This window comes from Nocardia asteroides (assembly GCF_900637185.1).
In the GTDB taxonomy this organism is placed as follows: Bacteria; Actinomycetota; Actinomycetes; order Mycobacteriales; family Mycobacteriaceae; genus Nocardia; species Nocardia asteroides.
This window is the reverse complement of the sequence record NZ_LR134352.1, coordinates 4771406-4785499: the sequence shown is the minus strand read 5'-3', so window position 1 is coordinate 4785499 and position 14094 is coordinate 4771406. Positions and strand designations below refer to the sequence as shown.

Genomic DNA, 14094 nt, shown 5'->3' with positions numbered 1-14094 from the left:
CCTCACCGCCATCGTGACCACACCAAAGGAGTTCAGCGCCATGGACAATCCCGCGCTACCCTCAGCACCCCGTCAGGATGGGCACCCGGCCGTGCACCCGGAGCACTCGGGTGACCAGGTGGCGGTCCTGTCGCGACCGTCCGGCGTCGGCGACGCGGCTGTCGGCCCGGTCGAGCTGCTCCCGCTGGTCACCGAGCGATTGCATGAAATCCTCGGCACCGGTGGTGAATTCGACGACATCTACCGGCACGTCCTGGCCGCTCCCGGGAAACGGGTCCGGGCCCGCCTCGTGCTCGCGTGCGCGGGTCTGCTCCCCGACGTGGAGGCGGCACCGCGTCACGCCGCCATCGATCTGGCCTGCGCGATGGAGATGCTGCACGAATCCTCGCTGCTGCACGACGACATCTGTGACGGTTCCCTGTTGCGCCGCGGCGCGCCGTCGGTCCCCGCCGCCTTCGGCGTGCGCATCGCGGCCAGGGCCGGATTCCACCTGGCCGGCACCGCCATGCAGGTCGTCGCCCAGGTGCTGGCCGACAACGCCGGGGTGTTCGCCGGCATCGGCGACGCCCCCGGCGTGACCTACGCCGACCGGCTGTCGGACCTGTCGTTCGGCCAGCTCATCGAAACCCTGCCGCCCGCCGTCGACGCCACCGCGCTGCGCCGCCACTACGAGCTGGTGGCGGGCGCCAAGACGGGCACGCTGTTCCGGCTCTCGTGTTCCTACGGCGGCACCGCGGGCGGCGCCGACAACGACCGGCTGCAGGCGCTGATGGAGTACGCCGACCAGCTCGCGCTCGCCTTCCAGATCATGGACGACGTCCGCGACATCGAGGGCGGACCCGAACTGGGCAAGGACGCCTGCGGCGACCTGGACCGGCGGGTGCCGACCTGGCCGGTCATCGAATGGCTGGCCCTGCGCCCCGGCGCCCGCGAGATGTGGCTGGACGAGACCACCTCCAGCGCGGTCCTGCAGGCCGACCTCGTCGACAGCGGCGCGACCAAGGCCGCCCGGGTGGTCGCGGTGCGCGCCACCGAGACCGCGAGCGCCGCGCTCGACATCTTCCCGCCGTCGCCGGCCCGCGACGATCTCCGCGAACTCCTGCAGCAGGTGATCAACCGATGAGAAAGACCCGGATCGGCTCGCTCGCCTACGGGCTGCGCCACCTGCGGCGCGCGCCCGACCTGGCCGCGCTGCGCGCCGCGACGACCCCCGCCGAGCTGGCCGCGCTGGCCCTGATCCCGGCGGGCCGCAACCTCGGCATCTCGGTGAGCTTCCTGCCCGCGCACCTGCGCGACGAGGCCACCGCGGCCCTGCTGGCCTGCCGGGTCCTCGACGCCTTCGAGGACCTGAGCGAGCGCGCGATCGCGAGCGGCGCCGTGCTCGCGGCGGCGGACTACCTCACCGGCGCCACCGACACCCCGCCGCCCGCGCTGCCCGCGGTCGCCGTGGCGGCCCGCGACAGCGAGGCCGTCGACCGGCTGCTCGCCGACCGCATCACCGACATCAGGGCACTGGTCTCGGTGCTGTCGGCGGACGGGCGCAAGCGGGTCGGCGAGGTCGTCACCGACGTGGCCGGCGTGATGGCCCGCAACATCGACACCCCGCTGTCGCGGGTCGCCTACAGCGAGGGCGTGCTCGGCCGGGTCACCCACTACGCGTGCGCCCTGGTCGCCGACAATGTGCTCTCCGAAGCCGACCTGCGTGAGCTCACCGGCTGTGTCGCGGTCATCGCCCAGTCGGCGAACGACCTGCGCGACAACGAGTTCGAGATCTACGGCGTCGCCGACCGCGAGGAACTGAAGCGGATCGTCATGCTGCAGTTGCTCGCCCCCGCGCTCGGCGGGTTCGCCCTGCTGGCCCGGCTGGGCCCCGGCACCCCGAGCCGGGGTGCGCGCGCGGCGATGGCGTACATGACCATCACCACCTCCGCGTTCCTGTGCTCGGTGGTCGACACGCCCGCGCCCTACCGGCGCAAGGTCGGCGCCGCGCTGCTGGCGGCGTCCTCGAACCGCTACTGGAACCGGATGCTGGAGCGCGTGCGCGGTACCGCCGACCTGGCGATCCACCGGATGCTCGACGCCTCACCGGATTTCGCCGACGGCGCGAGCGGAGCCACGCGGGTCCTCGGCGCGGGCGACCCGCTGTCGATGCCGACCTCGCTGGTCCCGCTGATCGTCGACACCACCTTCGCGCTCGTGGAGACGCTGCCCGAGGAGCCGCTCACCGGCGAACTCCCCGACGCCGAGATCCGCACCATGATGATCGCCGACCACCTCGCCTTCGGCGCGATGGAACGGGTGGCACCGCACGAACCCGAAGCGCTGCAGGCCCTCGCCACGAGACTCCAACTCGCTGCCCTCGACACCAGCACCCAAGGGAGCCGCCCATGAGCAACCTGATCCGACCCGCGCTCACCGTCCTGGACATCACTAGCGAAGGAGCTCGACTATGAGCACCCCAACGCCCGTCGCCCCCGAACAGACGCCGTTCAGCAAACGCGTGCTCAAGCTCGAGCACGCCTCCAATGTCGGCCCGCTCGTGCACATCGCGCTGTGGATGGGCATGACGGCCTTCGGGCTGTTCGTGCCGTTCGCCTCGAACTGGTACGTGGCGGTGCCGCTGATCATCGTGCTGTCGCTGCTGAACCTGTCGCTGACCATCGGCGTCATGCACATGCACACCCACCGGCCGCTGTTCGTGTCGAAGTTCCCGAACCGGGTCGTCGACATCCTGTGCTGTCTGCCGGGCAACCTGACCGCCGCCGAGATGCGTGAGGTGCACGTCCTCAACCATCACCGGTTCAACGACGGGCCCGGCGACGTCACCGCGACCACCGGTATGGAGAAGGGCCTCGGCGCCATCTGGTACTGGGTCCGCTACGGCGTGATCGTCAAGGTCCACACCATGCGGATGGTCTTCGCCGCGAACCCGGCGCCGCGGCGCCTGCGCACCCGCCACCAGTTCCTGTTCGACCTGGCGGTGTACGCGGTCGTGATCGGCGGTGTCTGGTACGCCGCAGGCATGGAGAAGTTCGTCCTGTTCTACTGGGTGCCGTTCCTCATCACGCAGGTCAACGCGGGCTACTTCGCCTGGCTGAGCCACGCGCCGGCCCGCGGCTTCGACGACGAGCCGAGCACCTCGCTGAACAACGCGGGCAACATCCTCAACTTCCTGATCTTCAACCAGGGCTACCACAGCGTGCACCACCGCTACCCGGGTATCCACTGGAGCCAGATCCCGGACAAGCTCGACTACATGCGTGACGTGAACCCCGGCGTCATCGTCCCCTACTGGATGGTCGCGCAGTCGGGCTGGCGCCTGTTCTGGCCCGGCGGCTTCCTCAACGAGGGCTACGGCAACAAGTGGAAGGCCAAGCTGGAGAAGCGCATCGAAGAGGGGACCGTGCGCAACCGGTACCTGCCGTGGTTCGCATGGATCTGATCACCCCCACGTCGTCGCAGGCCAGGGACGTCCTGACGAGCCGCTCGCGCCTCGTGCCGTTCCTGTTCGCCTTCGCCGTCTACGGCGTCGCCGGCATCACCGTGCCGCTGATGCTGCTGTTCGCCGGCGGCTGGTTCCTGCCGAAGACGATCGACAAGGGCCCGCACCTGTCGACCGTCCCGGCACTGATCATCGACGTGCTGCTGCTGGGCCTGTTCGGCCTGCAGCACTCGGGCATGGCCCGGCCCGCGTTCAAGGCCTTCGTCACCCGCTGGGTGCCGGAGGCGCTGGAGCGGACCGTCTACATCGTGGCCGTGTGCCTGGTGATGTGGGTGATCATGCTGGCGTGGCAGCCGATTCCGGCGCAGCTGTGGTCGGCCGAGGGCACCGTGGGACTGGTGCTCGACGCCGGGTTCTGGCTCGGTTTCGTGCTGGTCTACGCGGCGACGTTGCTGCTGAACCACTTCCACCTGCTCGGCATCAGCCAGGCCTACCGCGAGTACGTCATCCAGGTACCCGACGCGACGGTGGACCGGTTGCAGGTGAACGGGGTGTACCGACTGGTCCGGCATCCGCTGATGACCGGCCTGCTGGTTTCGTTCTGGTTCGCCAGCACGTTCACCGTCGGGCATCTGGTGTGGGCACTGGGGCTGACCGGCTACATCCTGCTGGGCACCTACCTGGAGGAACGGGACCTGATCGCGCGCTTCGGTGCGTCCTACCGCGCCTACGCGGCTCAGGTTCCCGCCTTCTTCCCGTCCGTGCTCCGCATCTTCGGCCGATCGACCCGACAGCCGTGAAGCGTTCCCGCCCCGCGTGTTTCCCCTTCGGGTGACACGCGGGGCGGGCACCGCCCGAGTGCGGGAGAGGAATCGATGTGAACGCGCATCCTGTTCGAGAGCGCATCAGACACAACTCCACAGACCCGGGCCCGGCGGCCGGCATCGGCCGCTCGTACGCCAAGGCGATCCTGCTCGGTGAGCACACCGTCGTCCACGGCACCCCCGCGATCGCGTTTCCCCTGCCCGCGTTGCCGGTGCGCGCCATTGCCCGGCGCGGCGCCCCCGACACCGAATCCTCCGTCCTGGCCGCGGGACACTTCCGGTTCCTCGCCGGTGATCCGCACACCGCGAGCACCGCCTCGGGGCCGCGGGTCGCGGTCGAGGAAGCGTTGCGGCGCTGGGGATGTGCCGGCGATCTCGTCGACGTCCTCGTCGAATGCGACATCCCGCTGGCGCGTGGCCTGGGCTCCAGCGCCGCGTGCGCGGGCGCGGCGGTCCGCGCGGTCGCCGACCTGTACGGCCGCGCCGTCGACCCGGCCACGCTCTACGAGCTGGTGCAGTGCGGCGAACAGGTCGCGCACGGCCGGGCCAGCGGCATCGACGCCAGCGCCGTGCTGGCGAGCGGGCCGATCTGGTTCCATCAGGGCGCGGCCCGGCCCTTGTCCGTCGGCGTGGACGCCGCGCTGGTGATCGCCGACACCGGCGTTCCCGGTTCCACCCAGCACGCGGTGGCGGGCGTCCGCCGCACCTTGGAGCGCGACCCGGCCGCCGCGCGGGCGCAGCTGGCCACGGCCGCCGGGCTGATCGAGGCCGCCGCCGCCGATCTCACCGCCGGACATGCGGCGGCCCTGGGCGATGCGATGCTGTCGTTCCAGCGCCTGCTCGCCGACCTCGGGGTCAGCACCCCGCAGATCGATGCCCTGGTCGAGGCCGCCTGCGCCGCGGGCGCGTTCGGCGCCAAGCTCACCGGGGCCGGCCTCGGTGGCTGCGTGCTCGCCCTCACGCCCACCGGATCGGTGGCCGCGGTGAGCGCCGCCCTGCGCCGGGCCGGCGCCGCGCAGACCTGGACGGTCACCACCGCGAGCCTGCGCCCCGGCCCTCTGTCCCCCTCCGCCTCGAGACCGGAACGCGAAACCAGCCGATGACTTCCCCTTCCGCAGCACCCGTGGCGGCCGCGCCGCAGTCCGACGGCACGGCCGTGGCCGTCGCCTACCCGAACATCGCCCTGGTCAAGTACTGGGGCAAGCGCGATGAGACCCTGTTCCTGCCCGTCACGGGCAGCCTGTCGATGACGCTGGACATCTTCCCGACGACCACCGCCGTGCGGCTCGTCGACGGTCCCGCCGACACCGTCGAACTCAACGACACCGCCGCGACCGGTACTGCGCTGAGCCGGGTCGAGAACTTCCTCGACCTGGTCCGCGCGCTGGCGGGCCGATCCGAGCGCGCCGCCGTCGTCACCCGCAACGCGGGCCCGACCGGGGCCGGTCTGGCCTCCTCGGCCAGTGGATTCGCCGCCCTCGCCACCGCGGCCGCCGCCGCCTACGGGCTCGACCTGGACGGGCGCGCCCTCTCGCGGCTGGCCCGGCGGGGCTCCGGCTCGGCCTCGCGCTCGATCTTCGGCGGGTTCGCCGTCTGGCACGCGGGCGAGGGCGACGGCGAAGCCGGCGACCTGAGCTCCTACGCCGAGCCGATCGGTGGGGACGAGCTGGATCCGGCCCTGGTCGTCGCGGTCGTCGCGGCGGGCGCCAAGTCGGTGTCGAGCCGGGTCGCCATGCGCCGGACCACCGAGACCTCCCCGTTCTACCGGCCGTGGGCCGAGTCCTCGGTGCTCGATCTGGCCGAGATGCGGACCGCCGTCGCGAACGGGGATCTGGCCGCCATCGGCGAGATCGCCGAACGCAACGCGCTCGGAATGCATGCCACCATGCTCACCGCGCGGCCCGGCATCCGCTATCTGTCCCCGCACTCGCTCGCGGTGCTGGACGCGGTGCAGGCGCTGCGCGCCGACGGCATCGTCGCCTACGCCACCATCGACGCGGGCCCCAATGTGAAGGTGTTGTGCGCGCGGGCCGACGCGCCCACCGTCGCCGCCACCATCGAGGCGCTCGGTGGCTTCGTCGCCACCACCACCGCGCACATCGGTCCCGGCGCGCGGCTGATCGGGGGCGAACACCCGTGATCAGTTGTCGCGCACCGGGAAAGCTGTTCATCGCGGGGGAGTACGCCGTCGTCGAGCCGGGCCATCGTGCGGTGCTCACCGCGGTGGACCGCTACGCGACCGCGACGATCACCGAGGTGCCCGCCGACGCGGCCACGACCCTGCGGTCGGATCTGGACGGCGGGACCTCGCTGACCTGTCACCGTGACGGTGACCGGCTGGTCCCGGCCACCCCCGATGCCGCCGTCCCGGCCGCGTTCGCCTACGTCTTCGCCGCCGCGTCGACGCTGGACCGGCTGCGTGCCGAGCGCGGGATCGTCTCCCGCCCTTATGATCTCGCGGTCTCCACCGACCTCGGCGACCCCGACGGCCGCAAGTACGGTCTCGGTTCCAGCGCGGCCGTCACCGTCGCGGCCGTCGCCGCGCTCGGCCGGTTCCACGACCTCGATCTTTCCCCGATGGACCGGTACCGGCTGGCCATGCTCGCCACGATCGCGGTGAATCCGCGCGCCTCCGGGGGCGACGTGGCGGCGGCCACCTGGGGCGGGTGGCTGGCCTACACGTCCCCGGACCGCACGTTCGCCGCCGCCCTCGCCGCGAACGACGGCATCGACGCCGCACTGCACGCCCCTTGGCCCGGCCTCTCGGTGCGCCCACTCCGAACCCCGACCCGGCTCGCCCTGCATATCGGCTGGACCGGAAACCCCGCGTCCACCCCGGATCTGGTCGCCGCTGCCACGGCCGACCCTGCCGCCGTCCCTACTCGCCGAGTAGCGGTCGCCGAGGCCGTCCCTGCCGCCGGCACGGCCCGCGATCGCCGCGCGGCGTTCAATGCCCGCAGCAACGACTGTGTCGGCCGCCTGCTGCTCGCGCTCGATGCCGACGATCCCGTCGCGGTCCGCGCCGAGATCGACCGCGCCCGTGACCTTCTGGTCGACCTCGACGACAGCACCGGCCTCGGCATCATGACACCGCGGCTGCGGGAACTGTGCGCGGCGGGCGCCGCCGTCGGCGCGGCCACCAAACCCTCGGGCGCGGGCGGCGGCGACTGCGGGATCGCCCTGATCGAGCGGGACCGCCCGGCCGCGATCGCCGAACTCACCGGCCGCTGGGTCGCCGCGGGTATCCGGCCGCTGCCGCTCCGTATCCACCCGACCGAAGGGGAGATCGCATGATCGCCGATCGCAAGGACGACCACGTCCGGCACGCGGTGAACCAGCGTCGCGCCGACTCCGGCGGCAACGACTTCGACGCGGTCACCTTCGTCCATCACGCCCTGGCCGGTATCGACAGCGCCGATGTCGCGCTGACCACCGAATTCGCCGGAAAGCCCTGGGACACACCGCTCTACGTCAACGCCATGACCGGCGGCAGCGCCGCCACCGGCGAGATCAACCGCAAGCTGGCTGTCGCGGCCCGCGAGACCGGCATCCCCATCGCCACCGGCTCGATGAGCGCCTACTTCCGCGATCCCGCGGTGGCCGGCACCTATCGGGTGCTGCGCGAGGAGAATCCGCACGGTTTCGTGATGGCCAACGTCAACGCCACCGCCACGCTGGACCAGGCGCGCCGCGCGATCGACCTGCTCGAGGCCGACGCGCTGCAGATCCACCTCAACGCGGTGCAGGAAGCCGTGATGCCCGAGGGCGACCGGTCCTTCGCCTCGTGGCCGCGCCAGATCGAGCACCTCACCGCCCACGTGCCGGTGCCGGTGGTCGTGAAGGAAGTCGGCTTCGGGCTGAGCAGGCAGACCGTCACCTGGCTGCGCGACGCCGGGGTCGCGGTCGCCGATGTCGGCGGACGCGGCGGCACCAACTTCGCGCGCATCGAGAACGAGCGGCGCCCGGCCGCCGACTTCGCCTTCATCGAGAGCTGGGGCCAGTCCACCCCGAACTGCCTGCTCGACTGCGCGGGCATCGACGGGATCGACATCGCGGCCTCCGGCGGCATCCGCTCGCCGCTCGACATCGCCAGGGCGCTGGCCCTGGGCGCGACCGCGACCGGCGTGGCCGGCGCGTTCCTCGACACCGTCGTGCGCGCCGACACCGACACGCTGATCGCCCAGATCCGCACCTGGCTCGACCAGCTGCGCCAGATCCTGACCGTGCTCGGCGCCCGCACCCCGGCCGACCTGGCCGGCTGCGACCTGCTGATCACCGGGGACGTGGCGACCTTCTGCGCACTGCGCGGCATCGACGCGGCGTCCCTTGCCCACCGGAGTCCCTGGTGGCGCGAATCGAAAGACCGAGGAGGAGTCATCGGTGAATGACATGTCGTACGCAGCGGTCCCGCTGCAGTGGGTGGGGCCGGTGCGCATCACGGGGAACGTCGTCGACGACGCCGTCGACATTCCCCTGGCCACCTACGAGACCCCGCTGTGGCCCTCGGTCGGTCGCGGCGCCCGCATCTCCACGCTCACCGAGAAGGGGATCGTCGCGACCCTGATCGACGAGCGGATGACCCGTTCGATCCTGCTCGAGGCCGACGACGCCTACACCGCGCTCACCACCGTGAACACGCTGAAGGACCGTTTCGCCGAACTGCAGGACGTGGTCGCCGGCACCAGCCGCTTCGCCCGGCTGATCGATCTGCACCACCAGATCAACGGCAACCTGCTGTTCCTGCGGTTCGAGTTCAGCACCGGCGACGCCTCGGGCCACAACATGGCCACCCTGGCCAGCGATCACCTGATGGACCACATCCTGGCGACCCTGCCGGGCGTGCGATACGGCTCCATCTCGGGCAACTTCTGTACCGACAAGAAGGCCACCGCGGTCAACGGCATCCTCGGGCGCGGCAAGAACGTCGTCACCGAGCTGCTGATCCCGCGCGCGGTGGTCGAAGCGCGGCTGCACACCACCGCCCGCCAGGTGGTGGAGCTGAACATCCGCAAGAACCTGATCGGCACCCTGCTCGCGGGCGGAATCCGTTCCGCCAACGCGCATTACGCCAACATGCTGCTGGCGTTCTACCTGGCCACCGGCCAGGACGCGGCCAACATCGTCGAGGGTTCCCAGGGCGTCACCCACGCCGAGGACCGCGACGGCGACCTGTACTTCTCGTGCACCCTGCCCAACCTCATCGTGGGCACCGTGGGTAACGGCAAGCACGCCAGCTTCGTCGACGAGAACCTCGAGCGCCTCGGTTGCCGCGCCGACCGCGAGCCGGGCGAGAACGCCCGCCGCCTCGCCGTCATCGGCGCGGCTTCGGTCCTGTGCGGCGAACTGTCGCTGATGGCGGCACAGACCAATCGCGGCGAGCTGATGCGCGCCCACACCCAATTCGAGCGGTCAACCACGAGCAACGGAACCCAACGATGACGCACACACTGCCGGTCGGTATCCACGACCTTTCGTTCGCCACCACCCACTACGCCCTCGACCACGCCGTCCTCGCCGAACGCCTCGGCGTGGATCGCGACAAGTTCTACCTGGGCATCGGCCAGGAGAAGATGAGCGTCGCCGCGGCCGACGAGGACATCGTCACCATCGCCGCCGCGGCCGCGGCGCCCATCCTGGAGCGGCACGGCACCGACAACATCCGCACCGTGCTGCTGGCCACCGAGACCGGTGTGGACCAGTCCAAAGCCGCCGCGCTGTACCTGCATTCGCTGATCGGGCTGCCCAACGCCGCGCGGGTGGTCGAGCTCAAGCAGGCCTGCTACGGCGGTACCGCGGGCCTGCAGTTCGCGGCGGGCCTGATCGCCCGTGACCCCGCCCAGCGGGTGCTGGTGATCGCGGCCGACATCGCCAAGTACGACCTCGACTCCCCGGGTGAGCCCACCCAGGGCGCCGCGGCCGTCGCGATGCTGGTCACCGCGAATCCGGCCATCCTGCAACTGGATCCGCAGTCCGGGCTCTACAGCGCCGACATCATGGACTTCTGGCGGCCCAACTACCGTAGCGCCGCCATCGTCGACGGCAAGACCTCGGTCAACGCCTACCAGAAGGCGGCCCAGGAGGCCTGGACCGACTACCGCCGCCAGGGCGGGCGCGACCTCGGCGAGTTCGCCGCGTTCTGCTACCACCAGCCCTTCACCAAGATGGCCTACAAGGCGCACCGCCACCTGCTGGAGAGCCAGGGCCACACCGCCGACGCCGCCGCGATCGAGGCCGCCATCGGCGACACCACCCGCTACAACCGCACGGTCGGCAACAGCTACACCGCGTCGCTGTACCTGGGCCTGGCCGCGCTGCTCGACCACGCGGGCGACCTCACCGACCGGGCACTGGCGATGATCAGCTACGGCTCCGGCAGCGTCGCCGAATTCTTCAGCGGCACCGTGCAGCCCGGCTACCGCGAGCACCTGCGCACCGCGGCCAACCGGGCCGCCATCGACTCGCGCGAACTGATCGGCTACGAGCACTACCGGCAGCTGCACGAGGCCGGTTCGCCCAGCGACGGCGCCTACCACGCCATGGCGGAGGAGACCCGGCGCCCGTACCGGCTCGCCGCCGTATCCGGCCACAAACGCATCTACGAAGCCCGCTGAGGTGGCCCTGTGAGCAGTAACGACACCACCACCGTCACCGGCGAGCTACCCGGTGACACCGCCCCCCGGAGCCACGTCCGGGTCCTGATCATCGGCAGCGGCCTGTCCGGGCTGGGTACCGCGATCCGGCTGAGCCAGCACGGGGTCACCGACTACGTCGTCGTCGAACGCGGCGCCGACGTGGGTGGCACCTGGCGCGACAACACCTACCCGGGCGCGGGCTGCGACGTGCCCTCGCAGCTGTACTCGTACTCGTTCGCGCTGAACCCGAACTGGTCGCGCTCGTTCTCCCCGCAGGCCGAGATCGAGCAGTACCTGCGCGAGGTCGCCGACCGCTACGGCGTGCGCGACAAGCACGTCTTCGACTGCGCGATGACCGCGGCGCGGTGGAACGACACCGACGGGCACTGGGAGGTCGACACCACCAAGGCCGCCTACACCGCGGACTTCGTCGTGTCGGCGGCCGGCGTGCTCGCCGAACCGAATCTGCCCGACATCAAAGGCATCTCGAGCTTCGAGGGCGAGATCTTCCACTCCGCGCGGTGGAACCACGACGCGAGCCTGGCGGGCAAGAAGGTCGCCGTCATCGGTACCGGCTCCTCGGCGGTGCAGATCGTGCCGTCGATCGCGCCCGAGGTCGAGCACCTCGACGTGTACCAGCGCACCGCCACCTGGGTGATGCCGCAGCTGGCCCGGCCCTACCTGTGGCCCGAACGCTTCGCCTTCCGTCACATCCCCGGCTTGCAGCGGCTGGCCCGCGGCTTCATCTACCTGGCCCGGGAACTGTTCGTGATCACCCAGGTGAAGTACCCGCGCACCGGTCTGCTGCTGGAAGCGGTGGGCCGGGCGAAGATGCGCTGGGAGATCCGCGACCCGCAGCTGCGGCGCAAGGTGCTGCCCGAGCACCGCCTCGGCTGCAAGCGGATGCTGGTGTCCAACAAGTTCTATCCCGCCCTGGACCGCGACAACGTCGACCTGGTGACCGACGGCATCGCCGAGGTGCGGGCGAACTCGATCGTCACCGAGGACGGCACCGAGCGCGAGGTCGACGCGATCGTGCTGGCCACCGGCTTCCACGTCGCCGATTCGCCGACGTTCAACCTCTACACCGGACGCGACGGGCGCACGGTCTCGGAGGCGGCCGACGCCGAGGGCTACCAGATGTACAAGGGCACCACGGTGGCCAACTTCCCCAACATGTTCTTCATGCTGGGCGCCAACTCCGGGCTGAACTACACCTCGCTGATCTACATCATCGAGTCCCAGATCAACTACGTGGTCGACGCCATCGCCACCATGCAGGCGCGCAACCTGCGCTCGTTCGAGGTGAAGGTCGACGTGCAGCGCGCCTACAACCGCGCGCTGGAGCCGAAGATGGCCCGCACCGTGTGGGTCACCGGCGGCTGCACCAGCTGGTTCCTGGACAAGCACGGCAACAACTCCGCGCTGTGGCCCGACTACAGCTTCAAGTACCGGCGCCTGGTCCGCCGGTTCGACATCGAGGCCTACGACACCACGGCGCGGGCCCGGTGACCGACTCGCCGCGCCACGTGCGGGTGGCGATCATCGGCGCGGGATTCGCCGGGCTCGGCGTGGCCATCCGGCTGCGCCGGCTCGGGATCACCGACATGGTGGTGTTCGAACGGGCAGGCGATGTCGGCGGCACCTGGCGCGACAACACCTACCCCGGTGCCGGCTGCGACGTGCCGTCGCAGCTGTACTCGTACTCGTTCGCCCCGAATCCGAACTGGACGCACTCCTTCTCGACCCAGCCGGAGATCCAGCAGTACGTGCAGGACGTGGTGGACCGGCACGGGATCCGCGAGTCGATCCTGCTCGACTGCGAGGTGACCGGCGCGCGCTGGAACGCCGAGACCGCGCGCTGGGACATCCACACCACCCGGGGCGCGTTCACCGCCGACATCACGGTGTCGGCCGCGGGTCCGCTCAGCGCGCCCAAACTGCCGGACATCAAGGGCATCAGCGAGTTTCGCGGCCCGCTGTTCCACTCGGCACGCTGGGATCACGAGGCCGACCTCACCGGCAAGCGGGTCGCGGTGGTCGGCACCGGCGCCTCGGCCATCCAGATCGTGCCCGCGATCGCGGACCGGGTCGGGCAGCTGTCGCTGTATCAGCGCAGCGCGCCGTGGGTGCTGCCGCGCCTGGGCCACCGGTACACCCGGGCCGAACGCCTCTGGTACCGGCACGTGCCGGGCGCGCAGCGGGTGGCCCGCACCGCGGTGTACTGGGTGCGCGAGTCGTTCGTGCTGTGGCAGTCGAAGTACCCGCCGCTGGCCGACTTCTTCTCGGCCGGTGCCCGCCTGAAGATGTGGCAGGTGCTGCGGGATCCGGTACTGCGCCGCAAGGTCACCCCGGACCACCGGCTCGGCTGCAAGCGCATGCTGATCTCGAACGAGTACTACCCGGCCCTGGCCAGGGACAATGTCGAGGTCGTCACCGACGCGGTCACCGAGATCACGGCACAGTCGATCGTCGCGGCCGACGGCACCGAACGCGAGGTCGACGCGATCGTCTTCGCGACCGGGTTCCGGATCACCGACTCGCCGACCTACGACCTGATCAGCGGCCGGGACGGGCGCACCCTGGCGGAGGTGTTCGACGCCGAGGGCCTGGCCGTCTACAAGGGCACGACCATCGCGAACTTTCCCAATCTGTTCCTGATGATCGGTCCCAACGCGGCATTGAGCTACACCTCGGCGGTGTTCACCATCGAATCGCAGATCAACTACATCGCCGCCGCGATCGAGACGATGGACGCACGGGGACTGGCGACCGTGGAAGTGCGCGCACAGGCTCAGCGTGACTACAACCGGGAATTGCAGACGAAATTCGCCGGCACGGTCTGGAACGGCGGCGACTGCACCAGCTGGTTCGTCGACGAAAAAGGAAATCAGTCCCGGCTCTGGCCGGATTTCAGTTTCCGGTTCCATCGCATGCTGCGGTCTTTCGACGTCGCGGCCTATGACACCACGATGCTCGGGGATCCGGTCGCGCCGAATTCCTGACACAACTGATCCCGGGACGAGGTAGGGGGCGTCCCGGGATCGGTCGTCGAGTTATGCCGACATTGTTTCCAGCAAGGCCACGACTATTTCCACGATGCCACCGATGACACTGGACATAGCACCTTCTCCCTTCGGTCGGATGATCGGCCCGCAGGCGAGCACGCATCGACGTCGCAACGCCGACTTCATCG

General features: G+C 70.4%; 12 protein-coding genes. All 12 read left to right on the top strand.

Annotation, left to right across the window (positions count from 1 at the left end; all coding sequences use genetic code 11):
• Positions 1 to 13: 13 nt before the first annotated feature.
• On the top strand, positions 14 to 1123 hold the full coding sequence (locus EL493_RS22345) for a polyprenyl synthetase family protein (RefSeq protein WP_198041137.1): 1110 nt from the start codon (positions 14 to 16) through the stop codon (positions 1121 to 1123).
• Positions 1120 to 2391 (top strand): hypothetical protein, encoded by a 1272-nt coding sequence (locus tag EL493_RS22340; protein WP_019047564.1) that lies wholly within the window; start codon positions 1120 to 1122, stop codon positions 2389 to 2391. Before EL493_RS22345 ends, EL493_RS22340 begins: the two co-directional genes overlap by 4 nt.
• A gap of 58 nt (positions 2392 to 2449) precedes the next feature.
• On the top strand, positions 2450 to 3442 hold the full coding sequence (locus tag EL493_RS22335) for a fatty acid desaturase (RefSeq protein ID WP_019047563.1): 993 nt from the start codon (positions 2450 to 2452) through the stop codon (positions 3440 to 3442).
• Positions 3433 to 4242, top strand: a complete 810-nt coding sequence (locus EL493_RS22330; RefSeq protein ID WP_019047562.1) for a methyltransferase family protein — start codon at positions 3433 to 3435, stop codon at positions 4240 to 4242. The genes EL493_RS22335 and EL493_RS22330 overlap by 10 nt, the downstream gene beginning before the upstream one ends.
• A 77-nt stretch (positions 4243 to 4319) precedes the next feature.
• Entirely contained in the window at positions 4320 to 5369 is a 1050-nt protein-coding gene (mvk, locus tag EL493_RS22325; RefSeq protein WP_019047561.1) for a mevalonate kinase, read from the top strand.
• Entirely contained in the window at positions 5366 to 6406 is a 1041-nt protein-coding gene (gene mvaD / locus EL493_RS22320) for a diphosphomevalonate decarboxylase (protein ID WP_030203734.1), read from the top strand. Before mvk ends, mvaD begins: the two co-directional genes overlap by 4 nt.
• Positions 6403 to 7560 (top strand): phosphomevalonate kinase, encoded by a 1158-nt coding sequence (locus EL493_RS22315; RefSeq protein ID WP_019047559.1) that lies wholly within the window; start codon positions 6403 to 6405, stop codon positions 7558 to 7560. Before mvaD ends, EL493_RS22315 begins: the two co-directional genes overlap by 4 nt.
• On the top strand, positions 7557 to 8654 hold the full coding sequence (fni, locus tag EL493_RS22310) for a type 2 isopentenyl-diphosphate Delta-isomerase (RefSeq protein ID WP_019047558.1): 1098 nt from the start codon (positions 7557 to 7559) through the stop codon (positions 8652 to 8654). The genes EL493_RS22315 and fni overlap by 4 nt, the downstream gene beginning before the upstream one ends.
• 1 nt (position 8655) lies before the next feature.
• Positions 8656 to 9705, top strand: a complete 1050-nt coding sequence (locus EL493_RS22305) for a hydroxymethylglutaryl-CoA reductase (protein WP_019047557.1) — start codon at positions 8656 to 8658, stop codon at positions 9703 to 9705.
• Complete coding sequence (locus tag EL493_RS22300) at positions 9702 to 10877, top strand: hydroxymethylglutaryl-CoA synthase (protein WP_019047556.1); 1176 nt, start codon at positions 9702 to 9704, stop codon at positions 10875 to 10877. Before EL493_RS22305 ends, EL493_RS22300 begins: the two co-directional genes overlap by 4 nt.
• Before the next feature lie 9 nt (positions 10878 to 10886).
• Positions 10887 to 12410, top strand: a complete 1524-nt coding sequence (locus tag EL493_RS22295; protein WP_019047555.1) for a flavin-containing monooxygenase — start codon at positions 10887 to 10889, stop codon at positions 12408 to 12410.
• Positions 12407 to 13903 carry a flavin-containing monooxygenase gene (locus tag EL493_RS22290; protein WP_019047554.1) on the top strand — a complete coding sequence of 499 codons (1497 nt, stop codon included), beginning with the start codon at positions 12407 to 12409 and terminating at the stop codon, positions 13901 to 13903. Before EL493_RS22295 ends, EL493_RS22290 begins: the two co-directional genes overlap by 4 nt.
• The last annotated feature ends 191 nt before the right edge of the window (positions 13904 to 14094 follow it).

What these genes read in the sequence shown, in the direction of transcription:
- EL493_RS22305 (WP_019047557.1), top strand. Translation starts at nt 8,656, where the DNA reads ATGTCGTACGCAGCGGTCCCGCTGCAGTGGGTGGGGCCGGTGCGCATC.
- EL493_RS22300 (WP_019047556.1), top strand. Translation starts at nt 9,702, where the DNA reads ATGACGCACACACTGCCGGTCGGTATCCACGACCTTTCGTTCGCCACC.
- EL493_RS22340 (WP_019047564.1), top strand. Translation starts at nt 1,120, where the DNA reads ATGAGAAAGACCCGGATCGGCTCGCTCGCCTACGGGCTGCGCCACCTG.
- fni (WP_019047558.1), top strand. Translation starts at nt 7,557, where the DNA reads ATGATCGCCGATCGCAAGGACGACCACGTCCGGCACGCGGTGAACCAG.
- EL493_RS22335 (WP_019047563.1), top strand. Translation starts at nt 2,450, where the DNA reads ATGAGCACCCCAACGCCCGTCGCCCCCGAACAGACGCCGTTCAGCAAA.
- EL493_RS22330 (WP_019047562.1), top strand. Translation starts at nt 3,433, where the DNA reads ATGGATCTGATCACCCCCACGTCGTCGCAGGCCAGGGACGTCCTGACG.
- mvaD (WP_030203734.1), top strand. Translation starts at nt 5,366, where the DNA reads ATGACTTCCCCTTCCGCAGCACCCGTGGCGGCCGCGCCGCAGTCCGAC.